Source organism: Micromonospora sp. URMC 107, from assembly GCF_051386315.1.
Classification (GTDB): domain Bacteria; phylum Actinomycetota; class Actinomycetes; order Mycobacteriales; family Micromonosporaceae; genus Micromonospora.
In genome coordinates, this window is record NZ_JBPQTK010000017.1 from 1 (window position 1) to 24,695 (window position 24,695).

Genomic DNA, 24,695 nt, shown 5'->3' on the forward strand with positions numbered 1-24,695 from the left:
GGAACGGCTCCCCGGGGGCAGGTCGGGGGCTGGTGGCCGGTGGTTCCTGGACCGGTCCCGGCGGGGGTGCGAGTACGCCGGAAACGGGAGCTGGCGGGACCGGGTTCGGCACGCCAGGGCGACCCGTGACAGGGGCGGGGGAGCCAGGCCGGTCGGTGCCCGGCCCCGGTGATCCCGGCCGCCCGGCTGGGGGGCCCGCAGGCGACACCGGTGCACCAGCCACCGGGCCCGCCGGGCGGGCGGCGGCCGGGCTCGCGCTCGACACCGGGTGGCCGGTGCCCGGATGCGCCGGGGCGGCCGTGCGCTCGGGAGCCGACATGGGGCGGCCGACCGCCTGGTCTGCCGGGCCGGCTGGCGGGATCGGGCGGCCGACGACCGGGTCCGCCGGTGGCATCGGCCGGCCGGCCACCTGGTCTGCCGGGCCCGCTGGCGACACCGGGCGGTTGGCCGCCGGCCCTGCCGGTGAGATCGGGGTCGGGACGGGACCTGCCGGCGACACCGGGGCCGGGACGGGGCCCGCCGGCGACACCGGGGCCGGGACGGGGCCCGCCGGCGGCGTCCGACCGGCGAGGGGGCCGGCGGGTGACACGGGTCCGGTGAGCGGGCCGGCGGGCGAGACAGGCACGGCCGGGGGACCGGCTGGCGACACCGGCCGGCCGTGTACCGGCGCGGTCGGGTCGGGCCGGTCGGCACCCGGCAGGTCGCGGGCCGGCGCGGGGGAGACGGGTCGGCCCGGGACCGGGACGTCCCCGGCCGGGGTCCGGAAGCCCGCCGGTCCGGGGGCCGCCGGCCCGGAGGTCGGGGCACCGTAGGTCGGGGAGGGCCGCCGGTGGTCGTACCCGGGCGGGAGCGGCGGAATCGCGGCGTCTTCGGGGCGGGGGCGGTCGTCCGGTCGCCGGTGCTCGGGGTGGATCCCGGCGCGTCGCGCCGCGTCCCGGTCGGGACCGGGCCGCACGGGGCCGGGCGGTGGCCAGGGCAGGCCGCCGTCCTGCCGCGGGTGCCCTCCTCGGTACGCCTCGGCCTCCCGATGGGCGTCCGGCCGGGCGGTCCCGTGCGGACCCCGCTCGGGGTACGTCTCGGCACGCGCCGCCTCGTGCGCCCGCCGGTGCTCGTCCGGCTCCGGCTGCCGCCGTTGCCCGTCGGGGCGCGGCTGCTGCCCGGCGGGGGCCCGCTCGGGGCGCGGCCAGCCGTCGGCGGGTACGCCGGGCTCGCGGCCCCGCCCGCCGGGGCCACGCTCCCACTGCGGGTCACCGGGCCCGCGCTCCCGCTGCTGGTCGCCGGGCCCACGCTCCCACCGCGGGTCGGCGGAGCGCTCCCACTTCGGGGCGGACGAACGCTCCCACTGGGCACCCGAGGGGCGTTCCCAGTGGCCGTCGGAGGGGCGCTCCCGCTGCCCGTCGGAGGGGCGGGGCTCCGGGGCCGGGGCGCCGTACTGGTAGCGGGGCCGGCGCCCGTCCCCGCCCGCCTGGCGGTCGTCCACGGATTCCGGTCGACGGTCGGGTCCGGACGTCGCCAAACGGTCGTGGCCGCGCTCGGTCCGGCGGTCCGGTTCGGACGCTGCGGGACGGTCGTGGCCGCGCTCGGCCCGGGGGTCGTGGCCCGGGTCCGGTCGATGGTCGTAGCCGGCGTTCGGGTGCTCGTACGCGGGCGAGCGGCGGGGCGGCGCGTCCTCGTCGGGCTCCGGGAGCCAGCCCGGCTCCGACCTGCCGGCGGGGGAGACGGGGCGGTCCCGCCCGGCCGGCTCGTACCGGGGCGTGCGGGTGTCGTAGCGGTCGGGCCCGGCGTGGTCGCGCTGTCGGGGGGAGTCGACGGGCCGGCCGGGGGCGTCGAATCCGCCCCGGTCGTTGCGGTGTGGCGGCTCCTGCCGGGGCGGCCACTGTCGGTCGTCCTGCCGGCGCGGATCGGCCGGCGGGTGGCGGTACGACTCGTCGCCGTGCCGTCGCGGGTCGGGGCCGTCCGGCCGGCCGTTCCAGGCGTCCTGCCAACCGGGCCGCCCGTCGGGCAGGTCGTCCCACGACCGGCCGATGTAGGTCCCGTCCGGCCGGGTCGGCGCGAGCGGGGGCACCTCGGCCCGGCCGACGGCCGAGCGGCTGCGGGGCGCGGGCGGCGCGTGTCCGACGCCGTTGTCGCCCGCGTAGCGCTGGCCCGGGAACTGCGGGTGCCACTCGGTGGTCGGCTCGATCATCCAGGCCGGCTCGGCGGAGTCGTGCCAGTGGTCGGCGTAGCGGCTCATCCGGTCGACCCATCGCCACGGAGGGTAGGCGCGACGCCCGCGGGGTGCCGTCCGCGCGTGCGCGCGCCCGGGTGCCCGGCTGGCGTCCGTCCGCTCACGGCGGCGCCCCGGTGCCCGGCCCGCGTCCGCTCGCTCACGGCGATGTCACCTCGTTGCAAAATTGTCGCGCTGGGCGCTCCACGTGCCGGTAGAGTCGCCCCCTCCGGTACGGCTTGGCTGCGGATGGAGGGTAGCGGCGTGGGCTCGGTCACCGCCACTGTGGCACCGCCCACCGCCCCAAACGTTATCCTATGGTTCCGGACATTTAAGGCTATAACCGGATCAGGCTTTCGACGTTACGCCACGTACCGGCAGGCGTCCGTGGCGGGCGTCGTGACCAACACGGTCTTCGGCTTCCTGCGGTGCTACGTCCTGCTCGCGGTGGCCGGCGCGGCCGGCACGGTGGGCGGGTACGACCGGGGGCAGCTCGCCACCTTCGTCTGGGTGGGCCAGGGCCTGCTGGCGGTCGTCCTCCTCTGGGGCTGGACCGAGCTGGCCGACCGGATCCGCACCGGCGACGTCGCCAGCGACCTGCTCCGGCCCGTGCACCCCGTGACCAGCCATCTCGCCGCCGACCTGGGCCGAGCCGGCCACGCCGCGCTGGTCCGGTTCCTGCCGCCGGTGCTGGTCGGGCCGCTCTTCTTCGAGGTCCACGTGCCCCGCCGCTGGTCCACCCTGCCGATCTTCGTGGTCTCCGTCGTCGCCGCCGTGGTCCTCTGCTTCGGCTGCCGGTTCCTGGTCAACGCGACCGCGTACTGGTTGCAGGACGTCCGGGGGCCGTTGATCCTCTGGACCCTCGCCTCGGGCGTGCTCGCCGGGCTCAACTTCCCGCTACGCTTCCTGCCGGAGTGGCTCCAGCTCGTCCTGTGGCTGGGCACCCCCTTCCCGAGCCTGTTGCAGACCCCGCTCGACGTGCTGGTCGAGCGCGACCCGACCGGTGTCCAGATCGGGCTGGTCGGCCTCCAGCTCGCCTGGGCGGCGCTGATCCTGGCCGCCTGCCGGCTGGTGCAGCGCCGCGCCGAGCGCCGCCTGGTGGTGCAGGGTGGCTGACGCGTCGGGCGGGGCGCTGGCGGCGTACCGGGCGCTGCTCGGCGCGCAGGCCCGGGCGCAGACGGCGTACCGGACCTCGTTCGCGATCGACCTGGTCGGCAACGTCGGGTCCACCGTCCTCGACGTGCTCACCGTGCTGGTGATCTTCGGGGTCACCCGGGAGCTGGGCGGCTTCACGCTGCGCGAGACGCTGGTGATCGTCGGCCTCTCGGCCTGCGCCTTCGCCGTCGCCGACCTGCTGGTGGGCAACATCGAGCGGCTGCCCGGGTACGTGCGCACCGGGCTCTTCGACGCCGTGCTGGTCCGCCCGCTCGGCGCCCTGCCCCAGCTGCTGCTGATGGACCTGCCGCTGCGCAAGGTGTCGCGCGTGGTCTTCGGGCTAGCCGTGCTGGTCGTCGCCGTCGGCTCGGCCGGTGTCGAGTGGACCCCGGCGCGGGCGCTGCTGGTGGTCCTCGCCCCACTGGCCGGCGTGGTCTTCTTCGGGTCGGTCTTCGTGGCCACCGCCACCGTCTCGTTCTGGTGGGTCGACTCCGGCCAACTGGCCAACTCGGTCACCTACGGCGGCCGGGACTTCACCTCGTACCCGGTCACCGTCTTCGGTAGCTGGTTCCGCGCGCTGTTCGCGTACGGCCTGGGCTTCGCCTTCGTCAGTTACCACCCGGCGCTGACGCTGCTCGGCCGCGCCGACCCGCTCGGCCTGCCGGCGTGGGCCGGCTGGGCCGCGCCGGCCGTCGCGCTGGTCGCGGCCGCCGGGGCGGCGGCGGCCTGGCGCACCGGGATCCGCCACTACCGGAGTACGGGGTCATGAGCGACGACGTGATCGTGGCCGACGGGCTGCGCAAGGAGTTCACCGTCCGGGTGCGGGCCGGCCGGCTGCGGCGGGAGAAGCGGCGGGTCACCGCCGTCGACGGGATCGACCTGCGGGTGCCCCGCGGCGAGATGCTCGGCTACATCGGGCCCAACGGTGCCGGCAAGTCGACGACGCTCAAGATGTTCACCGGCGTGCTGACGCCCTCGGCCGGCGAGGTACGCGTGTGCGGGCTGCGCCCGGTGGCCCAGCGGACCCGACTCGCGCTGCGCGTCGGCGTGGTCTTCGGCCAGCGCTCGCAGCTCTGGTGGGACCTGCCGCTGCGGGACTCGTTCGCGCTGCTGCGGCACGTCTACCGGGTGCCGGCCGACGCGCACGCCGCCCGGCTGCGCCGCTGCCGGATCCTGCTCGACCTGGATCCCTTCCTGGACACCCCCGTCCGGCAGCTCTCCCTCGGGCAACGCATGCGCGGCGAGCTGACCGCCGCCCTGCTGCACGGCCCCGAGGTGCTCTTCCTCGACGAGCCCACCATCGGCCTCGACGTGGTCAGCAAGCAGGCGGTCCGCGGCTTCCTCGGCGAGCTGGGCCGCGCCGGGGACACGACGCTGGTGCTCACCACGCACGACCTGGCCGACATCGAGCGGCTCTGCCGGCGCCTGGTGGTGGTCGACCACGGGCGAGTGGTGCACGACGGGTCGATCGCCGCGCTGCACGAGCGGTACGGGTCGCGCCGCCTGCTCGTCGCCGACCTGGACGCCCCGCTGCCCGCGCCGCCGGTGCTGCCCGGCGCGCCGCTGCACCGGCAGGAGGCCGACGGGCACCGGCTGGTCTTCGCGCTGGAGTCGGCGGGGGTGGCCGACGTGGTGGCGGCCCTGGCCGCGCTGGGCGCGCTGCGAGACGTCTCGATCGTCGAGCCGGACATCGAGGACGTGGTGGCCCGGCTCTACCGCAGCCGCTGACCCCGGCCGCCGTCCGCGCCGCCTCCGTCCGCCGTCGGGCACGGCTGGCGCGGGCGGGGATCAGGGGTGCTCCATCACCAGCATGGCGAAGGTGCCCGGGGCCAGCGCCTCGTAGCGGTGCGGCATGTCGCCGGGAAACGTCGCGTAGTCGCCCGGGCCCAGCTCCACCAGGTCCGATCCCGGCCCCACGCGTAGCCGCCCCCCGCCCACCACGACGTGCTCGACGCTGCGCGGGGTGTGCGGGTCGGCCGTGCGTACCGCGCCCGGCTCCAGCTCGATCAGGTAGATGTCGCGCCGGGCGTGGGCGGAGCCGGCGGCCAGCAGGGTGCCGGTGAAGTCGGCGTGTTCCGAGCGGATCCGGGGACCGTCGCCGGCCCGGACCACCCGGATGGTGGCCGTCGGCGGCTCGACCAGCCGGCTGAAGGGCACCCCGAGCGCCACCCCGAGCGCCCAGAGCGTCTCGACGCTCGGGTTGCCGACGCCGGATTCCAGCTGGGAGAGGGTGGACTTGGCGATGCCGGCCCGGCGGGCCAGCTCGGTGAGCGAGATGCCGACCCGGTCGCGCTCGCGGCGCAGCGCGGCGGCGATGGTGGCCAGCGGGGGAGCCGGTTCGGCCGACATGTTCACTCCATCATCGTTTTTGTTCGCTTTGACGAACGGGCGACGTTGCGTTCATCATGGTGGGCGATGCGTACGATACAGCGAACGGTTACGCGCGCGGCCCTCCGCGACGTCGCCGCCCTGGGGGCCGCGATGGTCGCGGTCGGCGCCTCGTTCGGCGCGGTGGCCGTGGCCGCGGGCCTGCCGGGCTGGGCGGCCGTGGTCATGTCCGTGCTCGTGTACGCCGGCGGCGCCCAGTTCATGGCGGTCGGGCTGGTGGCCGCCGGCAGCCCGCTGGCCGCGGTCCTCGCCGGCCTGCTGCTCAACGCCCGGCACCTGCCCTTCGGGCTGGCGCTGGGCGACAGCGTCGGCCGCCCGCTGCGGCACCGGCTGCTCGGCAGCCATCTGCTCACCGACGAGACGGCCGCCTTCGCGCTGGCCCGGCCCGCCGGGGCCGCGCGGAGGCGGGCGTTCTGGCTCGCCGGCACCCTGCTCTTCGTGGCCTGGAACGCGGGCACGGTGCTCGGCGTGCTGGCCGGCGGAGTGGTCGGCGACCCGGCCGCGTTCGGCCTGGACGCGGCCTTCCCGGCCGGACTCGTCGCGCTCCTGCTGCCGACCCTGCGCGACCGGGACACCCGTCGGGCGGCGCTGGCCGGCGCCGCGCTGGCGGTGCTGGCCACCCCGCTGCTGCCCGCCGGGCTGCCGGTGCTGCTGGCGCTCGCCGGCCCGGCCGTGCTGGCCGTGACGGCGGCGCGCCGCGACAGGCGACGCGGCGGGGAGCCGGCCCCCGCGGCGGGCGCGACGTCGCCGCGGCCCGGGTCCGTGCCGGCCGGCCGGGCGGGGGAGGGGCCGTGCTGATCGCGGTGATCGTGGCGCTGGCCGCCGGGACGTACGGCTTCCGGGTCGCCGGGGTGCTGCTGCGCGACCGGCTCGACCTGCCGGAGTGGGCCCGGCGGCTGCTGCCGGTCGGCGCCGCCGCCCTGCTGGCGGCGCTCGGGGCCACGGCGGCGCTGACCGAGGCCGGCCGGTTCGCCGGCTGGGCCCGGCCGGCCGGGGTGCTGGTCGGCGTCCTGCTGGCCTGGCGGCGGGTGCCGTTCGTGCTGGTGGTGCTCGCCGCCGCCGCCACGACCGCCCTGCTCCGTGTGCTCGGGGTGCCGTAGACCGGAAGGCTGGTCCCGTCGACGGCGACGGGTTCAGACCGGGTCGCCGATGTTCACCTGGGGCTCGGGGGCGCGCATCCGGCGGAACGTGATCGACCGCATGATCGCGTAGAGGTAGAGCGAGCCCATCCGCTGCCCGGTGTTCGGGAAACGCTCCCGCACCAGCTTGCGGATCTTGCGCGAGATCAGGACCGAGTCGACCACCACGCCCAGGGCGAGCGCGCCCCAGAGGATGTTGGAGACCAGGCGGACGACCGGGGGCATCGCGGCGTTCGAGCCGATCAGCACGATCAGCGCCCCACCGAAGAACCAGGTGCCGACCGTACGCCGGGAGTCGACCACGTTGCGGGCCAGCAGCCGCTCCGGGCCGCGGTCGCGGGGGCCGCCCTCGCGGCGGAACTCCGCCGCCGCCTCGGCGCGCAGCTGGCGCTTGCGCTCCCGCTGCTCCTCCTTGGTCAACGGCTTGCTGGCCGCGGCCGGCCGGCGACCGGCCGTCGGCCGCTTCGGGGTGGCCTTGCCCAGCTCCTTCTTGCTCGGGGTGTAGCCCCGGGGCTGGGCGGGCGTGGACTCCTCGTCGGGGGTCACCGGAGTGACGGCCTCGTCGACGAGGTCGGAGGACTTGCGGCGAAACAGCGACGGCACGCGGAAAGGGTAGCCAAACGACGGCGCCCGGTGCACATCGCGGTGCACCGGGCGCGGACGGGAGTGGTCGACGTTACGGACGCTCGACGTGCGCGCCCAGGTCGGCCAGCTTCGCCTCGAAGTCCTCGTAGCCCCGGTTGATCAGGTCCACGCCGTAGACCCGGGAGGTACCCTCCGCGGCCAGCGCGGCGATCAGGTGGCTGAAACCGGCCCGCAGGTCGGGGATGACCAGGTCGGCGGCGTGCAGCTTGCTCGGCCCCGCGATCACCGCGGAGTGCTTGAAGTTGCGCCGGCCGAAGCGGCACGGGGTGCCGCCCAGGCAGTCCCGGTAGACCTGGATGTTGGCGCCCATCGAGTTGAGCGCCTCGGTGTAGCCCAGCCGCTGCTCGTAGACGGTCTCGTGGACGATCGACAGGCCCCGGGCCTGGGTCAGCGCCACCACCAGGGGCTGCTGCCAGTCGGTCATGAAGCCCGGGTGCACGTCGGTCTCCAGGGCCACCGACCGCAGCTCGCCGCCCGGGTGCCAGAACCGGATCCCGCCCTCCTGGCCCGGGTCGCCCAGCTTCGGCGGCCGGGCGTCGGTGACCTCGTACTCGCCGCCGACGGAGCGGAAGATGTTCAGGAAGGTCATCATGTCGGCCTGCTGCGCGCCGAGCACCTCGACGTGGCCACGGGTGGCCAGCGCCGCCGCCGCCCAGCTCGCCGCCTCGATCCGGTCCGGGATCGGCCGGTGCGTGTAGCCGTGCAGCTTCGGCACACCCTGGATCTCGATCACCCGGTCGGTGTGCACCTTGATGATCGCGCCCATCTTCTGCAGGATGCAGATCAGGTCGATGATCTCCGGCTCCACCGCCGCGTTGCGCAGCTCGGTGACGCCCTCGGCCATGACGGCCGTCAGCAGCACCTGCTCGGTCGCGCCGACGCTCGGGTACGGCAGGGCGAACTTGGTGCCGTGCAGCCCGTTCGGCGCCGACAGGTGCAGCCCCTCCGGGGTCTTCTCGACCGTCGCACCGAACTCCCGCAGCGCCTGGAGGTGGAAGTCGATCGGGCGCGGCCCGATGTGGCAGCCGCCCAGGTCGGGGATGAACGCGTGGCCGAGGCGGTGCAGCAGCGGCCCGCAGAACAGGATCGGGATCCGGCTGGAGCCCGCGTGCACGTTGATCTGGTCCGTGCTGGCGCTCTCCACGTTCGCCGGGTCGAAGACGAGCTCGCCGTCCTCCTCGCCGTCGGTGACCTTGACCCCGTGCAGGCCGAGCAGGCCACGGACCACCTCGACGTCGCGGATCTTCGGCACGTCGAACAGTCGGCTCGGGCTGTCACCCAGCAGCGCGGCGACCATCGCCTTCGAAACCAGGTTCTTCGCGCCGCGCACGCGGATCCGCCCTTCGAGCGGAGTACCTCCGTGTACGACCAGGACGTCGTCGGTCAACGCAACCTCCAGCGCGTCAGGTGCTGCCGTGTTGATGGTCGGGCTCACGATGGTCATCGCTACCCGGGATGCGGCCATGTCGAAACGGCCCGCGTGAGTTGTCGCACCGGCAGCATAGCCCTCGGTGACGATCATGGACCCGGGCACATCGCCCCTGAGGGTACTAATCGGTGATCCGACCCTATTCTGTGCCAGAGTCACTACGGAGTGTGATCAGCTCGCTGCCGGCGGCGGGGTGTCGGCCCCGGGCAGCGCGAGCATCTGGTCCAGCGCCACCCGGGCGTGGTGCGCGGTGTCCGGGTCGACGGTGATCTGGTTGACCAGGCGACCGGCCACCAGCTCCTCCAACGCCCAGACGAGGTGGGGCAGGTCGATCCGGTTCATGGTCGAGCAGTAGCACACGGCCTTGTCCAGGAACATGATCTGCTTGTCCGGGTGGGCCAGCGCGAGCCGGCGGACCAGGTTCAGCTCGGTGCCGACCGCCCAGGCCGAGCCGGCCGGGGCCGCCTCGATGGCCTTGATGATGTATTCCGTAGAACCGACGAAGTCGGCGGCGGTAACCACCTCGTGCCGGCACTCGGGGTGGACCAGCACGTTCACCCCCGGCACCCGCTCCCGCACGTCGTTGACGCTGTCGAGGGTGAAGCGGCCGTGCACCGAGCAGTGCCCGCGCCACAGGATCATCCGCGCGTCGCGCAGTTGCTCCGGGGTGAGCCCGCCGTTCGGCTTGTGCGGGTCGTAGAGCACGCAGTCGTCGAGCGAGAAGCCCATCTCCAGCACCGCCGTGTTGCGGCCCAGGTGCTGGTCGGGGAAGAAGAAGACCTTCGACCCCTGCTGGTACGCCCACTCCAGCGCCCGCTTCGCGTTCGACGAGGTGCAGACCACGCCGCCGTTGCGACCGACGAAGCCCTTGATGTCCGCCGAGGAGTTCATGTACGTCACCGGGACGGTCTCCGCCGCGATGCCCAGCTCGGTGAGCACGTCCCAGGCGGTCTCGACCTGCGACAGCACCGCCATGTCCGCCATCGAGCAGCCGGCGGCCAGGTCGGGCAGGATGACCTTCTGCGCGTCCGAGGTGAGGATGTCGGCGCTCTCGGCCATGAAGTGCACACCGCAGAAGACGATGTACTCCGCGTCGGGCCGGGCCGCCGCCTCGCGGGCCAGCTTGAACGAGTCGCCGGTCACGTCGGCGAACTGGATCACCTCGTCGCGCTGGTAGTGGTGCCCCAGCACGAAGACCTTGCTGCCCAGTTCCGCCTTCGCCGCCGTCGCCCGGGCCACCAGGTCCGGGTCGCTGGGCGCCGGCAGGTCGCCAGGACACTCGACGCCGCGCTCCGTGGCGGGGTCGCTGCCCCGGCCGAGCAGCAGCAGTGCCGTCGCGGTGTTGGAGGGTTCCACCCAGGTCGAAGTCACGTGCCCCATGGTCCCACAGTGCGGCCGCACCGCAGCCCGCACCGGTGTGTGCTGCCACACTGCTCGGCATGCGCGTGCTGCTCTGTCCGGACAAGTTCGCCGGCACCCTGCCGGCCCCGCAGGTCGCCGATGCCGTGGCCACCGGCTGGCGGGAGGTCGCGCCCGGCGACGACCTGCTCGTCCGGCCCCTGTCAGACGGTGGGCCGGGCTTCCTCGACGTCCTCGCCGACGCCCTCGGCGGGCGCCGGGTCCCGGTGCCGACCGTCGACCCGCTCGGCCGCCCGGCGACCGGTGAGATCCTGCTCACCGACGGCGGGGCGACCGCCTGGCTGGAGAGCGCCCAGGCGTGCGGGCTGCACCTGCTCGACCGCGCCGAGCGGGACCCGAAGGTCACCTCCTCGTACGGGCTGGGAGTGCTGGTCGCCGCCGCCGTGGAGGCCGGCGCCCGGACGGTGGTGATCGGGCTGGGCGGCTCCGGCACCAACGACGGCGGCGCGGGCATGCTCACCGCGCTCGGCGTGACCCCGCTGGACGCCGCCGGCCAGGCGCTGCCGTACGGCGGCGGCGCGCTCGGCGCGGTGGACGCCCTCGACGGCGCGCCCCGGCTGCGCGACGCCCGCCTGGTGGCCGCCACCGACGTGGACAACCCGCTGCTCGGGCTGCACGGCGCCAGCAACGTGTTCGGCCCGCAGAAGGGCGCCGACCGGGCCGACGTGCTGCTGCTCGACACCGCGCTGGAGCGCTTCGCCGCCGTGCTGGAGCGGGACCTGCCCGGCTGCCCGGAACGGCTGGGCGCGCTGCCCGGCGGCGGCGCGGCCGGCGGGCTGGGCGCGGCCGTCCTGGCGCTGGGCGGGCACTGCGAGTCCGGCATCGGCCTGGTGACCCGGGCGATCGGGCTGGACGACACGCTCGACGAGGTCGACCTGGTGATCACGGGGGAGGGCTCGTTCGACCACCAGTCGCTGCGCGGCAAGGTGGTGGCCGGGGTCGCCGGCGCCGCCCGGGACCGGGGCGTGCCCTGCGTGGTGCTCGCCGGCCAGGTGAGCACCGGCCGGCGGGAGGCCGGGGCGGCCGGGGTGACCGACGCCTACAGCCTGGTGGAGCACTTCGGGGGCGAGGAACACGGCGGGCTGGCCGCCGCGATGGAGCGCCCGGCCGAGGGGCTGCGGGCGCTCGGCACCCGGCTGGCCCGGCAGTGGAGCCGCTGACCCGCCCCCGCGCACCCCGCGCTGGGCGGCGGCCCAGGTCACGCCGAACGGGTGGGACCGGCCGCGGCGGCGTACCATCGGATCTGGACCACACCGGGAATGGCTGGGCGACACGAGATGTTGGCCAGTGCGTCCGGACCCAACCGCGCAGGGAGATTTCACGTGACCACGCCAGCGCAGACCGAGTCGACCGAGGCCAAGGCCCCCACGTCCGTCGTCCTCACCGACGTCGCGGCGCAGAAGGTCAAGGCCCTGATCGAGCAGGAGGGCCGCGACGACCTGCGGCTCCGGGTCGCCGTGCAGCCGGGTGGCTGCTCCGGCCTGCGGTACCAGCTCTTCTTCGACGAGCGGTCGCTCGACGGTGACGTCGTCACCGACTACGACGGTGTCGAGGTCGTCGTCGACCGGATGAGCGCCCCCTACCTGACCGGCGCCACCATCGACTTCGCCGACCGGATCGACGCCCAGGGCTTCACCATCGACAACCCCAACGCGGGCAACTCCTGCGCCTGCGGCGACTCGTTCAGCTGAGCCAGACCTCCGCTGACCACGGCGGGGCCGTCCTCCGGGGCGGCCCCGCCGTCGTTCCGCGCTCGGGGATGCGCTGTCGGGAAGATGATTTGGGGCCGACCGACAGGTCATCCTGAGAGGGCCGGGCCGGTAGGCTGACCGGCGCCCTGCTCCCGACCCCGAGGTTGACATGAAGATCGCCGTGACCGGCTCGATCGCCACCGACCATCTGATGAGCTTCCCCGGTCGCTTCGCCGACCAGCTCCTCGCCGACCAGCTGCACAAGGTCTCGCTCTCCTTCCTGGTGGACGACCTGGTGCTGCGCCGCGGCGGGGTGGCGGCCAACATCGCCTTCGGCATGGGACAGCTCGGCATGCGCCCGGTCCTGGTCGGCGCGGTCGGCGCGGACTTCGCCGACTACCGCTCCTGGCTCGAGCGCCACGGCGTCGACTGCGACTCGGTGCACGTCAGCGAGGTGGCACACACCGCCCGTTTCGTCTGCACCACGGACACCGACATGTGCCAGATCGCCTCGTTCTACGCCGGGGCGATGAGCGAGGCCCGCAACATCGAGCTGGCGCCGGTGGCCCGCCGCCTCGACGGGCTGGACCTGGTCCTGGTGGGCGCGAACGACCCGGAGGCGATGCTGCGGCACTCCGCCGAGTGCCGGGACCGGGGCTACCCGTTCGCCGCCGACCCGTCCCAGCAGCTCGCCCGCATGGAGGGCGAGGACGTCGTCGCGCTGATCGAGGGCGCCGAGTACCTGATGACCAACGACTACGAGAAGTCGCTGCTGCAGAGCAAGGCCGGGCTGACCGACGCGCAGCTGCTCGATCGGGTCAAGGTCCGGGTCACGACGCTGGGCAAGCACGGCGTGGAGATCGCCGGGCGGGACTTCGACCCGATCCACGTGCCGATCGCGCGGGAGACCCGGGCGGTCGACCCGACGGGCGTCGGCGACGGGTTCCGGGCCGGCTTCTTCACCGCGCTCTCCTGGGGGCTCGGGCTGGAGCGGGCCGCCCAGGTCGGCTCCCTGCTCGCCACGCTGGTGCTGGAGACCGTCGGCACGCAGGAGTACGAGGTCCGTCGCGACCTGTTCGTCAAGCGCCTGGCCGAGTCGTACGGCGACGTGGCCGCCGAGGACGTCCGCCCGCACCTCGTGCCGTAACACCGCCGCTGGTCGCGTTCGCCGGGCTGCCGGGGGAGTGGGCGGGACCCCCGGCGCCCGGTTCAGTGGTGGCGGCGGACGTCGAAGGCGGGGCCGTCGGGGCCCGTGACAGTGCCGAGGAACTCCTGGCCGCGCATCCGGCACCAGGCCGGGATGTCCACCGCCGCGGCCGGGTCGTCGGCGAGCACCCGCACCACCGTGCCGACGGGCAGCTCGGGCAGCCGCCGGGCCACCGCGATCACCGGCAGCGGGCAGCGCTGCCCCCGGCAGTCGAGGATCTCCGCCGGCGCCGTCACAGCCCCACCACCCCGGCCTCGGCGCGCAGGTCCGCCACGATGCCGGGCAACTCGGTGAGGAACCTCTCGACGTCGGCCTCCGTCGTCTCCCGGTGCAGCGAGACCCGTACGTTGCCGTGCGAGAGCACTCCCATCGCCTCCAGCACGTGCGACGGCCGCAGCGTCGACGACGTGCACGAGGAGCCCGAGGAGACGGCGAACCCGCGCCGGTCGAGCGCGTGCAGCAGGGCCTCGCCGTCGACGTAGAGGCAGGAGAAGGTCACCAGGTGCGGCAGGCGGTGGTCGGGATCACCCACCACCTCCACGTCGGGCACCTCCGCCGCCACCCGGGCCCGGATCCGGGCCACCAGCGGCGCCAGCCGGGCCGCCTCGGCGGTGGCGTCGGCCGCCGCCGCGCGCAGGCTCGCCGCCGCCGCCACCACCGCCGGCAGGTTGAGCGTTCCCGGCGTACGCCCCGCCTCCCGGTCGTCGGCCGGCCAGGGCGACTCCCAGCGGGTGCCCTTGCGCACGACCAGCAACCCCACCCCGGGCGGCCCGCCCCACTTGTGCGCGCTGGCGGTCAGCACCGACCAGCCCGCCGGCACCGGAGCCCGGCCCACCACCTGGGCGGCGTCCACGTACAGCGGCACCCCGGCCTCGACACACTCCCGCGCCGCCCCGGTCACCGGCTGTAGCGTGCCGACCTCGTGGCTGGCGGCGATCAGCGCGGCCAGCGCCACCCCCGGCGCCCGGACCGCCGCCGCCCAACCGTCCAGGTCGAGCCGGCCCAGCCGGTCCACCGGTACGGACGTGGCCGTGCCGCCCGCGGCGACGTGCTGCTCGGCGGCGTGCAGCACCGCCGAGTGCTCGATCGCGGAGTGCACCAGGGCGGCACCGACCCGCCGCCGGCCGGCCAGGCCGCCCAGCACGGCGGAATGCGCGGCCGTCGTACCGCTGGGGGTGAAGGAGAGTTCGTCGGCGCGGACGCCGAGCGTCTGCGCGCAGGCCTCGCGGGCGGCGTCGAGGAGTTGGCGGGCGCGGCGTGCCTGCGCGTAGAGCCGGCCGGGGTCGGCCCAGCCGTCGTCGAGGGCGGCCAGCAGCGCCTGCCGGGCGACCGGGTGCAGCGGCGCGGCGGTCGCCGCGTCCAGGTAGACCGGGGATGCGCTCACGCACGCCAACGTATCGCGCCGGTATGCCCAAGATCCCCCCGATGGGGGCCGACAGCGACCCCAACACGGTCCAGCCCGTCATGGTCGAGTAATCTGCGACCGTCGGTGACGCCTTTGCCGCTGGTGCTGTCGCTCCGCAGGCGGAGGGCAGGGACGAGACACCGCGGCGCGCTAGGGAGGCAGGACCAGGTGGTCGCAAGGAGTTCGGAGGTACGGCCGTCGGCCGTACGGCACAGCGCTTCCCCAGGAGCCGGTGGGCGCCGGGGACGTGGTGCCGGTCGGATCGCCGGGCTCGGTCTCGGCGGAGCGGCGCTGCTGGTCCTGCTCACGGGCTGCGACGTCGGCGCGGCGTTCGGCGGCTTCGGCTGGCCGCAGGGTGGCATCACCCCCGAGTCGCACCGGATGTACGACCTGTGGATCGCCTCGTGCATCGCGGCGCTCGCGGTCGGCGTCTTCGTGTGGGGCCTGATCTTCTGGTGCGTCGTGCGCTACCGCAAGCGGGGCAACGAGCTGCCGGTGCAGACCCGTTACAACATGCCGATGGAGTTCCTCTACACCATCGCGCCGATCCTGATCGTCTCCGTGCTCTTCTACTACACGGCGGTCGTGCAGACCGACGTGGTGCGGACGACCAAGAACCCCGACGTCACCGTCGAGGTGGTCGCGTTCAAGTGGAACTGGCAGTTCAACTACCGCGACGGCCAGGGCCAGGACGCCAACACCGTCGCCTCCGTGCTCGGCACCAGCGAGGTCATCCCGATCCTGGTGCTGCCGACCGACCGGTCCATCCGGTTCGAGGAGACCAGCCGCGACGTCATCCACTCGTTCTGGGTGCCGGAGCTGCTCTTCAAGCGCGACGTCATGCCGGGCAAGATCCGCAACGTCTTCGAGGTCTCGAAGCTGGAGGCCGAGGGCGCCTACGTCGGCCGCTGCGCGGAGCTCTGCGGCAGCTACCACGCCTTCATGAACTTCGAGCTGCGGGTCGTCTCCCCGGAGAAGTACGAGCAGTTCCTGGCGGCCAAGCGGGACGGCAAGTCCACGCAGGAGGCGCTGACGGCCATCGGCGAGGACCCGTACGCGAAGACCACGAGGCCGTTCGAGACCCGCCGCACCGAGGCCAACTTCAACCCCGACGACGCGCCGGCCGGCGCGGGAAGCTGAGGGATCGGGCATGAAGACCGAGTGGCGCATCTTCCTGGTCATCGCCGGGTTCCTGCTCTTCGCCACCGCCCTCTACGGCGGGTGGACCGCCGCCGACTCCGGCGGTCAGGTCGAGTGGGTGGGCACGGTCGCCCTGCTGCTGAGCTTCCTGCTCTGCTCGATGTGCGGCGGCTTCTTCTGGTTCGTCTCCCGCCGGATCGACCTGCGGCCGGAGGACCGGCCGGACGGTGAGATCGCCGACGGCGCGGGTGAGATCGGCTTCTTCAGCCCGGGCAGCTACTGGCCGTTCGGCCTGGCGCTGGCCGTCGCGCTCGCCGGATTCGGCCTCGCGTTCTGGCAGTTCTGGCTGCTCGGCCTCGGCATGGTGGCGGTCACGTTCTCCGTCTGCGGCCTGCTGTTCGAGTACTACAGCGGCACCCGGCGCACCGCCGAGCACTGATCCGTCGGTCGCGCCGACGGCGACCCGCGAACGTCGCGAAGGCCCGCCTCCCTCGGGAGGCGGGCCTTCGGTCGTCACGGGCTCATGTACGGGTCGGACGCCCCCGCGCCGCGGCGGTGGGTTCAGGCGGCGCGGCGGTGGGCCGGCGGGCGCCGCCGGTCGGCCGGGCGCGCCGGGTGGAACGTGACGGTGGCGACGAGCACGGCCGTGCCGCAGCCCGTGCAGACCAGTTCGGGGCAGTCGGCGCCGTGGCCGTCGGCGCACGGTGGCGCCTCGAACGGCTCGACGCCCTCGCAGGTGTCGCAGTAGAGCTCGCGCTCCGACACGGGCGTCTCCTCTCGCTCCGGTCCCGCGGGGTGTGGCACACGCCCGACGGGACTGCCGCGCTCGACGGCGCAGGACGATGGTGGGAACTACTCAGCTGTAGTTTCCCACGGGGGTCCGACAACCTCCGGCGGCACCCGGCGACGCCCGGCGCTCAGAGGGCGCGCGCGACCTCGATCCAGCGGTCGAGGACGCGGGCGGCGGCCCCGGAGTCGACGGACTCGGCCGCCCGCGCCATCCCGGCCCGCAGCGCCTTGGTGAGGTCGCCGTCGAGCGGGCCCTGCGTGGCCAGCGCCGCCGCCGCGTTGACCAGGACGGCGTCGCGCACCGGGCCGGTCTCGCCGGCCAGCAGCCGGCGCACCACGTCGGCGTTGAAGGCGGCGTCACCACCCCGCAGGTCGGCCAGGGTGGCCCGGGGTACGCCGAGGTCGACCGCGTCCAGCAGCGACTCCCTGACGACGCCGCCCTGGGCCGCCCAGACGCGCGTCGGCGCGGCGGTGGTGAACTCGTCCAGCCCGTCCTCGCCGCGCATCACCAGCACCGAGTCGCCGCGGGCGGCGAAGACGTCGGCCACCACCGAGGCCATCCGGCGGTCGAAGCAGCCGACCGCGGCGGCGCGGGGCCGCGCCGGGTTGGTCAGCGGGCCGAGGAAGTTGAACACGGTGGGCACGCCCAGCTCCCGGCGCACCGGGCCGGTGTGCCGCATCCCGGGGTGGAACCGGGCCGCGAAGCAGAAGCCGATGCCGACCTCGGCGACGCACCGGGCCACCCCCTCCGGGCCGAGGTCGAGCGGCACGCCGAGGAACTCCAGCACGTCGGCGGTGCCGCAGGAGGAGGAGGCCGCGCGGTTGCCGTGCTTGACCACGCGGACACCGGCGCCGGCCACCACCAGCGAGGCCATGGTCGAGATGTTGACCGTGTGCGCGAGGTCACCGCCGGTGCCGACCACGTCGAGGGCGGTGGCGCGCAGCTCGTCGGGCAGCTCGACCGCAACGGCCCGGCCCAGCATCGCCTCCACGAGGCCGGCCAGCTCGGCCGGGGTCTCGCCCTTGGCCCGCAGCGCGACGACGAAGCCCGCCATCTGCGCCGGGGCGGCCGAGCCGGCCATGATCTCGCCCATCGCCCAGGCGGTGTCGGCGGTGGCGAGTTCCTCGCCGCGCAGCAGCGCGTTGAGCAGGTGCGGCCAGGTCCGATCGCCCATGGCGGGCCTCCCGAGCGTGCGAGATGCGGGGTGGGATGGAACCGGCACCGGTCGGCCCGGCGCCGTGGCGGCCGGAGCGGGGGACGTCAGGCGGGTGCGTGCGTCCGCAGCAGCTCGGCCACCGTGGTGCCGGTGGTCACCGGGTCGAGCGGGTGCACCAGGGTGGCGTCGACCTCGGCGTAGGCCGCGAGCCACCGGTCGGCGGCGCGGGCGATCACCACGCAGGTCGGGGGGGCGTCGTCCCGGTCGTCCTTGATCTGCCGGGCGATGCCGATGCCGCCGCCCGGGCTCGCCTCGCCGTCGAGCACCAGCAGGTCGATCTCGTAGTCGTCGACGAGCCGGACGCACTCGGCGTAGGTGGACGCCTCGACGAACTCGATCCGCAGACCGGGCGCGGGGCGCGGTCCGACGGCGAGCCGCATCCGGTCGCGGACCTCCGGGTCGTCGCTGTAGAGCAGGACGGTGCAAAGACGATCGCTCATGCCGGCACTCCGCTTCGCTCCGTGCCGTCGTGCGGCACCATCACACTGAGCTCGATGATTCGTTCGCTGCGTGCTCCTCGGCGGGACTGGCTCCCACCTCGTGGCCGCCCGCTGATGGTACCGGTCGGTGTGAGGTGTGCGACGTCCGGCCGGGGCGGGGTCGGGGCGTACCGCCGGCACGGCTTCAGGCGGTGGCCTCCGCGGCGCGCTGCCGGGCCTCCTGGCGGTCCAGGTCGCGGTCGACGCGGCGGGCCTCCCGCTCGGCGTGCCGCATCCACTGCACGACCAGCACGGCCAGCATGGTCACGCTGACGAACTCGCCGCCGGCCCAGAGGATGCCCCCGGCGACCACCTGGTCCTGCCACGGGTCCGACCAGGTCAGCCCCAGCGACGGGTACCAGTCGCCGCCGAACAGCGTGCTGCTCTGCATGATGGTGAGCCCGAGCACGGTGTGGAACGGCACGGAGAGCAGCATCAGCAGCGCCCGGGCCGGGTACGGCCAGCGGCCCGGCAGCGGGTCGAGGCCGAGCAGCGGCCAGAAGAACACGCAGCCGGTCATGATGAAGTGCGCGTGCACGACCTCGTGCGCCCACACGTGCTCCAGCGTGTAGCGGTACAGGTCGGTGAAGTAGAGCGCGAACGGGTTCACCACGAAGATGGTGAACGCCACCAGGGGGAAGCTGTAGATCCGCGCGATCCGGCTGTGCACGACCGCCAGCAGCCGCTTGCGCGGTCGCGGCGGCAGGGTGCGCAGGGCCAGCGTCACCGGCGCGCCCAGCGCGAGGAAGATCGGCGAGATCATGGAGAGCACCATGTGCTGGACCATGTGCACCGACAGCAGCGCCGTGTCGTACGCGTGCAGGCCGCTGACGGTGACCGCCGCGATGCCGCCGAGGCCGGGGCCGAGGAAGAAGACGGTCCTGGCGACCGGCCACCGGTCGCCCCGGAGCCGCAGCCGGTGCACCCCGTAGAGGTAGACGCCGGCGGCCAGCACCAGGCCGACGGCGAGCCAGCTGTCCAGCTTCGTCTCGGTGAACACCGAGGTCACGGTGAACGGCGGCGGGGTGGCCGCGGTCGCAGCCGGCGCGGCGACGGCGGCTGCGGCGGAGATCGGATCGGCGTGCAGCACGCTTTTCAGCCTAGGTCAGGCGAACCGGACTGCCCCGATCGGGCTGTGGACGCCACGGGTTTGGCCCCCCGCTGATCGGCGGCCCCGGTCAAGGGCAATAATGACCGCGTGACTGCGGCCCCAGCCATTGACAAGAGCCGGATCCACTCCCTGACCCGACCCAACATGGTCAGCGTCGGGACGATCGTGTGGCTCTCCAGCGAACTCATGTTCTTCGCGGCGCTGTTCGCGATGTACTTCTCCATCCGCGCGGCGGCGCCGGAGCAGTGGGCGGAACACACCACGCACCTCAACATCCCCTACGCGACCACCTTCACGGTGATCCTGGTGTTGTCGTCGGTGACCTGCCAGCTCGGTGTCTTCGCCGCGGAGAAGGGTGACGTCCACGCGCTGCGGCGCTGGTTCACGATCACCTTCGTGATGGGCCTGATCTTCGTCCTCGGCCAGCTCAACGAGTACCGCGAGCTGGTGCACGCGGGCATCAAGATCAACGAAGACGGTTACGGGTCGATGTTCTATCTGACCACCGGCTTCCACGGACTGCACGTGGCCGGCGGTCTGGTCGCCTTCGTCATCTTCATGATCCGCACCACCATGGGCCGGTTCACGCCGGCGCAGGCCACGTCGGCGATCGTCGTGTCCTACTACTGGCACTTCGTCGACGTCGTGTGGATCGGGCTCTACGCCATGATCTACTGGCTTCAGTGATCTTGGCGCGTCACGAACCGCGCCGCTGCTCCGTCCCCTGAGACAAGGTCCAACCGGTTAAGGACACAGGTCATGACTTCTGACAACGACCGCCGACGCGGTCTGCTCGCGCGGCTGCGCGAGCGGCCCGCGGCGCGCAGCAGGGGCCGCCGCCGGCTGGGTGCCGCGGTCCGGCTGTTCGCCGCGCTGATGCTGGCCGGCGGCGCCTACACCGTCTTCGCCCCCGGCGTGCAGGCGCAGGACACCCCGCTCACCGGTGCCGCCGCGGAGGGCAAGGCGCTGTTCGACGTGAGCTGTGTGACCTGTCACGGTCGCAACGCCCAGGGCGTCGAGGGACGCGGGCCGAGCCTGATCGGCGTCGGCGCGGCCTCGGTCGAGTTCCAGGTCGGCACCGGCCGCATGCCGATGGCCCGGCAGGAAGCCCAGGCCCAGCGCAAGCCGGAGCTGTTCACCGACGAGGAGGTCCGCCAGCTCGCGCAGTACGTCCAGGAGCTCGGCGGCGGCCCGGTGGTGCCCAACGGTGACGACCTGCACTCCGACGGCAACATCGCCGCCGGCGGCGAGCTGTTCCGGATCAACTGCGCGCAGTGCCACGCCTTCGGCGGTGGCGGCGGGGCCCTCTCCTCCGGCAAGTACGCGCCGAGCCTGCGCCCGGCCACCGACCGGCAGATCTACGCCGCGATGCTCAGCGGCCCGCAGAACATGCCGGTCTTCGGCGACAACCAGATCTCCCCGGACCAGAAGGCGGACCTCATCGCCTACATCCAGGAGACCCTGAAGCACGACCAGGACCCGGGCGGCTTCAACCTCGGTCGGTACGGGCCGTCCACCGAGGGCCTGGCCATCTTCCTGGTGGGCATCGTCGCGCTCGTCTTCGCGAGCCTGTGGATTGCGGGCAAGTCGTGACCGGGCGGCTCATCCGATTCAGTGCCGTGGTGCCGCAGCGCGGCACCGCCCGTAGCGAGGTGACGGCATGACCACGCACACCGAGCACCAGGCCCAGCAGGGCCGGGAGCCGCTCGACGTGAACACCCCCGGGCTCAGCCAGTTCGACATCGTCCGCGAGGGCGCGCGCCGGGACGACATCGAGATCGTCCACTACGAGCCGCAGGTGGCGCCGGGCAGCAAGGCCGAGCGCCGGCTGACCCGTACCGTCGCGTCGTTCTTCCTGCTGACCGGCCTGGCGGCGACCGCCTTCCTGGTCATCTACATCTGGTGGCCGTGGGAGTACCACGCCGGTAGCGGCGGCGACAAGTGGTACACCCCGCTGCTCGGCGTCACCCTCGGCGTGGCCCTGCTCGGCATCGGCTTCGGCATCCTGACCTGGGGCAAGAAGCTGCTGCCGAAGGAGGTCTCGATCCAGGACCGGCACGAGGGCGCCGTCGCCTCCGACGACCGGATCATCACCGGCCAGACCATGCTCTACATGGCCGACGAGCTGGGCGTGAAGCGCCGGCCGCTGCTCGGCATCTCGCTGCTGGCCGGTCTCGCGCCGGTCGGCGCGGTCGCCGCGGCGCCCCTGGTCGGCGGCCTGATCTCCCAACCGCACAAGAACAACCAGATGTTCACGACCGGGTTCGCCCCGGCCGAGGGCGGCGAGAAGGTCCGGCTGGTCCGCGAGGACGGCCGGCCGGTGCGCCCGGCGGACGTCAGCGCGGGCGGCCAGATCACCGTCTTCCCCGGCATCGACCACGGCGTGAGCAACCTGCACGCGGACTCGCCGACCCTGCTGATCCACCTGCGGGACTCGGACGCGCAGGAGTCGCGCCGGGCCAACGAGCGGGTTGGGCACGGCGACTACATGTGGGGCAACTACGCCGCCTACTCGAAGATCTGCACGCACGCCGGCTGCCCGGCGAGCCTGTACGAGCAGCAGACCAACCGCCTGCTCTGCCCGTGCCACCAGTCGCAGTTCCTGATCACCGACAACGCCCGGCCCATCTTCGGCCCGGCCAGCCGACGGCTGCCGCAGCTGCCGATCGAGGTGGACTCCGAGGGCTACTTCGTGGCCAAGTCCGACTACACCGAGACCGTCGGGCCCGACTTCTGGGAGCGGCCGTGAAGCGGCGCAAGTTTGACAAGGCAGCAGTCCCGGGGAACGTCGCCCGGGGAGTGGACGACCGCTTCCAGGTGGCCACCCCGCTGCGGCGACTGCTGAACAAGGTCTTCCCGGACCACTGGTCGTTCCTGCTCGGCGAGATCGCGCTGTTCTCGTTCGTCGTCCTGCTGCTGACCGGCGTCTTCCTGACCTTCTTCTACGAGCCGGCGATGACCGAGGTGGTCTACAACGGCAGCTACGCCCCGCTGCGGGGCACGCCGATGTCGGCCGCGTACGCCTCCAGCCTGGACATCTCGTTCGACGTCCGGGGTGGCCTGATCATGCGGCAGATGCACCACTGGTCGGCGCTGCTGTTCATGGCCGCCATCGTGGTGCACATGCTCCGGGTCTTCTTCACCGGCGCGTTCCGCAAGCCGCGTGAGACCAACTGGATCATCGGTTCGCTGCTGTTCTGGGTCGGCTTCCTCGCCGGCTTCACCGGCTACTCGCTGCCGGACGACGGCCTCTCCGGCACCGGCCTGCGGATCGCCTCGGCGATCATGCTCTCCATCCCGGTGATCGGCTCCTGGGTCACCTCGTCGATCTTCGGCGGGGAGTTCCCGGGCACGATCATCATCAGCCGGTTCTACATCGCCCACGTGCTGCTCGTCCCGGGCCTGCTGCTCGCGCTGATCGGCGCCCACCTGGGCCTGGTCTTCAAGCAGAAGCACACCCAGTGGCCCGGCCCCGGCCGGACCAACGGCAACGTGGTCGGCGAGCGGATGTTCCCGCGCTACGCCATCAAGCAGGGCGGCTTCTTCATGGTCGTCTTCGGCGTGATCGCGCTGATGGGCGGCCTGTTCCAGATCAACCCGATCTGGCTGTTCGGCCCGTACGAGGCGTGGGTGGTCTCGGCCGCCAGCCAGCCCGACTGGTACGTCATGTTCCTCGACGGCTCGACCCGCCTGATGCCCGCGTGGGAGATCAACATCCCGATCGGCGACGGATACGTGATCCCGCCGCTGTTCTGGCCGACGGTCGTGCTGCCGGGCATCCTGGTCGGCCTGTCGACGCTCTACCCGTTCCTGGAGGCCCGGCGCCTCAAGGACACCAGGAGCCACAACCTGCTCCAGCGGCCCCGGGACGTGCCGGCCCGGACCGCCCTGGGCGCCATGGCGGTCGCGTTCTTCATCGTGCTGACCCTCTCCGGCGCCAACGACGTCATCGCCGACAAGTTCCAGATCAGCCTGAACGCGATGACCTGGGCCGGCCGGATCGGTCTGCTGGTGGTCCCGCCGCTGGCGTACTACGTCACCTACCGGATCTGCCTGGGTCTCCAGCAGCACGACCGGGAGGTGCTCGCGCACGGCGTCGAGACCGGCATCATCCGGCGCCTGCCGGACGGCCGGTTCGAAGAGGTCCACCAGCCGCTCGCGGCGGCGGACGGGCACGGCGACGGCCACGGCGCGCTGCCGTACGCCGGCTGGGTCGTGCCGAAGAAGATGAACCGGCTCGGCGCCCTCGGCCCGGCCATCCGGGGCTTCTTCTACCCGATCGAGAAGCCGGCCGAGGCGCCGGTCTCGCCGGGGCACCCGCCGGTCGAGGCCCGGCCGGAGCGGGAGGAGATCGGCAGCGGCGAGAGCCGCCGCTGACCCCGCGACACCTCCACGTGGCGCCCGCCGGAGTCCTCCGGCGGGCGCCACGTCCGTTTCCGCCCGCCGACGGGCCGACACGGGCGTGTCGGTCGGTCGCCTCCCCGACGGGGGATCGCAGGAATAACCCCGGTCAGCCGGGTATCCGTGCGATCCAACGTCTCAAGGGGGGGAAGCATGTTGGGTATCAAACGCCTCGGCCTGCTGGCCGCGCTGGTGCTGGTGGGGGTCGCGCCTGCTGCGGCGGCCCAGGCCGCGGTGCAGCCGTCGGCGCAGGACACGCAGTACCTGCAGGCCGTGCACCAGGTCAACCTGTTCGAGATCACTGCGGGTGACCTGGCCCAGCAGAAGGGCCAGAACCAGGGGGTCAAGGACCTGGGTGCCCGGTTCAAGACGGACCACACCCAGCTCGACCAGACGGTGCAGCAGACCGCGTCCCAGCTCGGTGTGGAGCTGCCGAGCGAGCCCACCGCGGATCAGCAGTCCGTCATCGACCAGCTCAACAACGCCAGCGGCGAGGAGTTCGACCGGCTCTGGGTGACCAGCGAGCTGGCCGGCCACGTCCAGGCCATCCAGGCCACCCAGACGGAGATCTCGCAGGGCTCCGAACAGTCGGTGGTCCAGCTGGCCCAGACCGCCCTGCCGACCCTGCAGGCGCACTACGACGCGCTGGTGCAGCTGGCGGAGCAGCTGGGCATCCCGGTGCCGCAGACCAGCGCCAGCGGCACCCCGAGCCCGGGCGGCACGACGCCGGCTCCGGGTGGCACCACCGGGACCCCGGCTCCGGGCGGCACGACCGAGTCGCCGGCTCCGGGCGGCACCTTCGAGACGCCGGCTCCCACGCAGAGCTGACGTCCGCGCACCACGCCGGCCGGTCCATCCCCAGGGGTGGGCCGGC

25 protein-coding genes are annotated in these 24,695 nt (G+C 73.6%); 15 read left to right on the forward strand and 10 right to left on the reverse strand.

Annotated elements, in window-relative coordinates; all coding sequences use genetic code 11:
- Window positions 1-2,470 precede the first annotated feature (2,470 nt).
- From ACSNN9_RS06210 to ACSNN9_RS06220, 3 genes are read left to right on the forward strand one after another with little or no spacing between them, the layout of a single operon-like run.
- A complete protein-coding gene (locus ACSNN9_RS06210) occupies window positions 2,471-3,322 on the forward strand; it encodes an ABC transporter permease (protein WP_436671714.1) in 852 nt (283 codons plus the stop codon).
- Window positions 3,315-4,130 (forward strand): ABC transporter permease, encoded by an 816-nt coding sequence (locus ACSNN9_RS06215; protein ID WP_436671716.1) that lies wholly within the window; start codon window positions 3,315-3,317, stop codon window positions 4,128-4,130. The genes ACSNN9_RS06210 and ACSNN9_RS06215 overlap by 8 nt, the downstream gene beginning before the upstream one ends.
- Window positions 4,127-5,089, forward strand: coding sequence for an ABC transporter ATP-binding protein (locus tag ACSNN9_RS06220; RefSeq protein WP_436671718.1), 963 nt, complete (start codon window positions 4,127-4,129; stop codon window positions 5,087-5,089). Before ACSNN9_RS06215 ends, ACSNN9_RS06220 begins: the two co-directional genes overlap by 4 nt.
- A 60-nt stretch (window positions 5,090-5,149) precedes the next feature.
- Here ACSNN9_RS06220 and ACSNN9_RS06225 read toward each other — a convergent pair whose 3' ends face one another.
- Entirely contained in the window at window positions 5,150-5,710 is a 561-nt protein-coding gene (locus ACSNN9_RS06225) for a helix-turn-helix domain-containing protein (protein WP_436671720.1), read from the reverse strand.
- A gap of 66 nt (window positions 5,711-5,776) precedes the next feature.
- Here ACSNN9_RS06225 and ACSNN9_RS06230 point away from each other — a divergent pair, with 66 nt between their 5' ends.
- Both ACSNN9_RS06230 and ACSNN9_RS06235 read left to right on the forward strand, forming a co-directional pair.
- Complete coding sequence (locus tag ACSNN9_RS06230; protein ID WP_436671722.1) at window positions 5,777-6,547, forward strand: AzlC family ABC transporter permease; 771 nt, start codon at window positions 5,777-5,779, stop codon at window positions 6,545-6,547.
- The gene (locus tag ACSNN9_RS06235; RefSeq protein ID WP_436671723.1) at window positions 6,541-6,849 is read left to right on the forward strand and encodes an AzlD domain-containing protein; all 309 of its coding nucleotides are present in this window, start codon (window positions 6,541-6,543) and stop codon (window positions 6,847-6,849) included. The genes ACSNN9_RS06230 and ACSNN9_RS06235 overlap by 7 nt, the downstream gene beginning before the upstream one ends.
- 33 nt (window positions 6,850-6,882) lie before the next feature.
- Here ACSNN9_RS06235 and ACSNN9_RS06240 read toward each other — a convergent pair whose 3' ends face one another.
- The 3 genes from ACSNN9_RS06240 to nadA all read right to left on the reverse strand — a co-directional run bounded on the left by ACSNN9_RS06240 (window position 6,883) and on the right by nadA (window position 10,333).
- Window positions 6,883-7,491 (reverse strand): DUF3043 domain-containing protein, encoded by a 609-nt coding sequence (locus tag ACSNN9_RS06240; RefSeq protein WP_358087406.1) that lies wholly within the window; start codon window positions 7,489-7,491, stop codon window positions 6,883-6,885.
- Window positions 7,492-7,564: 73 nt separating this feature from the next.
- Entirely contained in the window at window positions 7,565-8,998 is a 1,434-nt protein-coding gene (murA, locus tag ACSNN9_RS06245) for a UDP-N-acetylglucosamine 1-carboxyvinyltransferase (protein ID WP_357873074.1), read from the reverse strand.
- Between the two features lie 135 nt (window positions 8,999-9,133).
- Window positions 9,134-10,333 carry a quinolinate synthase NadA gene (gene nadA, locus ACSNN9_RS06250; RefSeq protein ID WP_436671725.1) on the reverse strand — a complete coding sequence of 400 codons (1,200 nt, stop codon included), beginning with the start codon at window positions 10,331-10,333 and terminating at the stop codon, window positions 9,134-9,136.
- Window positions 10,334-10,401: 68 nt separating this feature from the next.
- Between nadA and ACSNN9_RS06255 the strand changes: the two genes are divergently transcribed.
- From ACSNN9_RS06255 to ACSNN9_RS06265, 3 genes are all read left to right on the forward strand, one after another.
- Complete coding sequence (locus ACSNN9_RS06255) at window positions 10,402-11,541, forward strand: glycerate kinase family protein (RefSeq protein ID WP_436671727.1); 1,140 nt, start codon at window positions 10,402-10,404, stop codon at window positions 11,539-11,541.
- Between the two features lie 162 nt (window positions 11,542-11,703).
- The gene (gene erpA, locus ACSNN9_RS06260; protein ID WP_007072244.1) at window positions 11,704-12,072 is read left to right on the forward strand and encodes an iron-sulfur cluster insertion protein ErpA; all 369 of its coding nucleotides are present in this window, start codon (window positions 11,704-11,706) and stop codon (window positions 12,070-12,072) included.
- Window positions 12,073-12,241: 169 nt separating this feature from the next.
- Entirely contained in the window at window positions 12,242-13,219 is a 978-nt protein-coding gene (locus tag ACSNN9_RS06265; protein WP_436671729.1) for a carbohydrate kinase family protein, read from the forward strand.
- Window positions 13,220-13,281: 62 nt separating this feature from the next.
- Here ACSNN9_RS06265 and ACSNN9_RS06270 read toward each other — a convergent pair whose 3' ends face one another.
- Together ACSNN9_RS06270 and ACSNN9_RS06275 are read right to left on the reverse strand one after the other, a co-directional pair.
- Window positions 13,282-13,515 carry a sulfurtransferase TusA family protein gene (locus ACSNN9_RS06270; protein WP_436671730.1) on the reverse strand — a complete coding sequence of 78 codons (234 nt, stop codon included), beginning with the start codon at window positions 13,513-13,515 and terminating at the stop codon, window positions 13,282-13,284.
- Entirely contained in the window at window positions 13,512-14,663 is a 1,152-nt protein-coding gene (locus ACSNN9_RS06275; protein WP_436671732.1) for a cysteine desulfurase family protein, read from the reverse strand. The genes ACSNN9_RS06270 and ACSNN9_RS06275 overlap by 4 nt, the downstream gene beginning before the upstream one ends.
- Window positions 14,664-14,852: 189 nt before the next feature.
- Between ACSNN9_RS06275 and ctaC the strand changes: the two genes are divergently transcribed.
- Window positions 14,853-15,824, forward strand: a complete 972-nt coding sequence (gene ctaC / locus ACSNN9_RS06280; protein ID WP_436671734.1) for an aa3-type cytochrome oxidase subunit II — start codon at window positions 14,853-14,855, stop codon at window positions 15,822-15,824.
- 10 nt (window positions 15,825-15,834) lie between these two features.
- Window positions 15,835-16,263, forward strand: a complete 429-nt coding sequence (locus ACSNN9_RS06285; protein WP_436671736.1) for a cytochrome c oxidase subunit 4 — start codon at window positions 15,835-15,837, stop codon at window positions 16,261-16,263.
- Window positions 16,264-16,385: 122 nt separating this feature from the next.
- Here the strand turns inward: ACSNN9_RS06285 and ACSNN9_RS06290 are convergent, their stop codons facing one another.
- The 4 genes from ACSNN9_RS06290 to ACSNN9_RS06305 all read right to left on the reverse strand — a co-directional run bounded on the left by ACSNN9_RS06290 (window position 16,386) and on the right by ACSNN9_RS06305 (window position 19,399).
- Window positions 16,386-16,589 (reverse strand): hypothetical protein, encoded by a 204-nt coding sequence (locus ACSNN9_RS06290; RefSeq protein ID WP_436671737.1) that lies wholly within the window; start codon window positions 16,587-16,589, stop codon window positions 16,386-16,388.
- Window positions 16,590-16,741: 152 nt separating this feature from the next.
- Window positions 16,742-17,788, reverse strand: a complete 1,047-nt coding sequence (gene trpD / locus ACSNN9_RS06295) for an anthranilate phosphoribosyltransferase (RefSeq protein ID WP_436671739.1) — start codon at window positions 17,786-17,788, stop codon at window positions 16,742-16,744.
- Between the two features lie 86 nt (window positions 17,789-17,874).
- Complete coding sequence (locus ACSNN9_RS06300; protein WP_357873104.1) at window positions 17,875-18,270, reverse strand: hypothetical protein; 396 nt, start codon at window positions 18,268-18,270, stop codon at window positions 17,875-17,877.
- A gap of 184 nt (window positions 18,271-18,454) precedes the next feature.
- Window positions 18,455-19,399, reverse strand: a complete 945-nt coding sequence (locus tag ACSNN9_RS06305) for a cytochrome c oxidase assembly protein (RefSeq protein ID WP_436671740.1) — start codon at window positions 19,397-19,399, stop codon at window positions 18,455-18,457.
- A 108-nt stretch (window positions 19,400-19,507) separates the two neighbouring features.
- Between ACSNN9_RS06305 and ctaE the strand changes: the two genes are divergently transcribed.
- The 5 genes from ctaE to ACSNN9_RS06330 all read left to right on the forward strand — a co-directional run bounded on the left by ctaE (window position 19,508) and on the right by ACSNN9_RS06330 (window position 24,649).
- On the forward strand, window positions 19,508-20,107 hold the full coding sequence (gene ctaE, locus ACSNN9_RS06310) for an aa3-type cytochrome oxidase subunit III (RefSeq protein WP_132236143.1): 600 nt from the start codon (window positions 19,508-19,510) through the stop codon (window positions 20,105-20,107).
- A 72-nt stretch (window positions 20,108-20,179) separates the two neighbouring features.
- Window positions 20,180-21,013, forward strand: a complete 834-nt coding sequence (gene qcrC, locus ACSNN9_RS06315; protein WP_436671741.1) for a cytochrome bc1 complex diheme cytochrome c subunit — start codon at window positions 20,180-20,182, stop codon at window positions 21,011-21,013.
- Between the two features lie 67 nt (window positions 21,014-21,080).
- Window positions 21,081-22,169 (forward strand): cytochrome bc1 complex Rieske iron-sulfur subunit, encoded by a 1,089-nt coding sequence (gene qcrA / locus ACSNN9_RS06320; protein ID WP_436671742.1) that lies wholly within the window; start codon window positions 21,081-21,083, stop codon window positions 22,167-22,169.
- Window positions 22,166-23,797: a cytochrome bc1 complex cytochrome b subunit gene (qcrB, locus tag ACSNN9_RS06325; RefSeq protein WP_358087425.1), complete on the forward strand. Its 1,632-nt coding sequence runs from the start codon at window positions 22,166-22,168 to the stop codon at window positions 23,795-23,797. The genes qcrA and qcrB overlap by 4 nt, the downstream gene beginning before the upstream one ends.
- Window positions 23,798-23,974: 177 nt before the next feature.
- Window positions 23,975-24,649, forward strand: coding sequence for a DUF4142 domain-containing protein (locus ACSNN9_RS06330; RefSeq protein ID WP_357873122.1), 675 nt, complete (start codon window positions 23,975-23,977; stop codon window positions 24,647-24,649).
- The last annotated feature ends 46 nt before the right edge of the window (window positions 24,650-24,695 follow it).

Coding starts and splice junctions, on each gene's coding strand:
- ACSNN9_RS06220 (WP_436671718.1), top strand. CDS start 4,127: ATGAGCGACGACGTGATCGTGGCCGACGGGCTGCGCAAGGAGTTCACC.
- ACSNN9_RS06225 (WP_436671720.1), bottom strand. CDS start 5,710: ATGTCGGCCGAACCGGCTCCCCCGCTGGCCACCATCGCCGCCGCGCTG.
- ACSNN9_RS06230 (WP_436671722.1), top strand. CDS start 5,777: ATGCGTACGATACAGCGAACGGTTACGCGCGCGGCCCTCCGCGACGTC.
- murA (WP_357873074.1), bottom strand. CDS start 8,998: ATGGCCGCATCCCGGGTAGCGATGACCATCGTGAGCCCGACCATCAAC.
- ACSNN9_RS06255 (WP_436671727.1), top strand. CDS start 10,402: ATGCGCGTGCTGCTCTGTCCGGACAAGTTCGCCGGCACCCTGCCGGCC.
- ACSNN9_RS06265 (WP_436671729.1), top strand. CDS start 12,242: ATGAAGATCGCCGTGACCGGCTCGATCGCCACCGACCATCTGATGAGC.
- ACSNN9_RS06285 (WP_436671736.1), top strand. CDS start 15,835: ATGAAGACCGAGTGGCGCATCTTCCTGGTCATCGCCGGGTTCCTGCTC.
- trpD (WP_436671739.1), bottom strand. CDS start 17,788: ATGGGCGATCGGACCTGGCCGCACCTGCTCAACGCGCTGCTGCGCGGC.
- ACSNN9_RS06300 (WP_357873104.1), bottom strand. CDS start 18,270: ATGAGCGATCGTCTTTGCACCGTCCTGCTCTACAGCGACGACCCGGAG.
- qcrC (WP_436671741.1), top strand. CDS start 20,180: ATGACTTCTGACAACGACCGCCGACGCGGTCTGCTCGCGCGGCTGCGC.
- qcrA (WP_436671742.1), top strand. CDS start 21,081: ATGACCACGCACACCGAGCACCAGGCCCAGCAGGGCCGGGAGCCGCTC.
- ACSNN9_RS06330 (WP_357873122.1), top strand. CDS start 23,975: ATGTTGGGTATCAAACGCCTCGGCCTGCTGGCCGCGCTGGTGCTGGTG.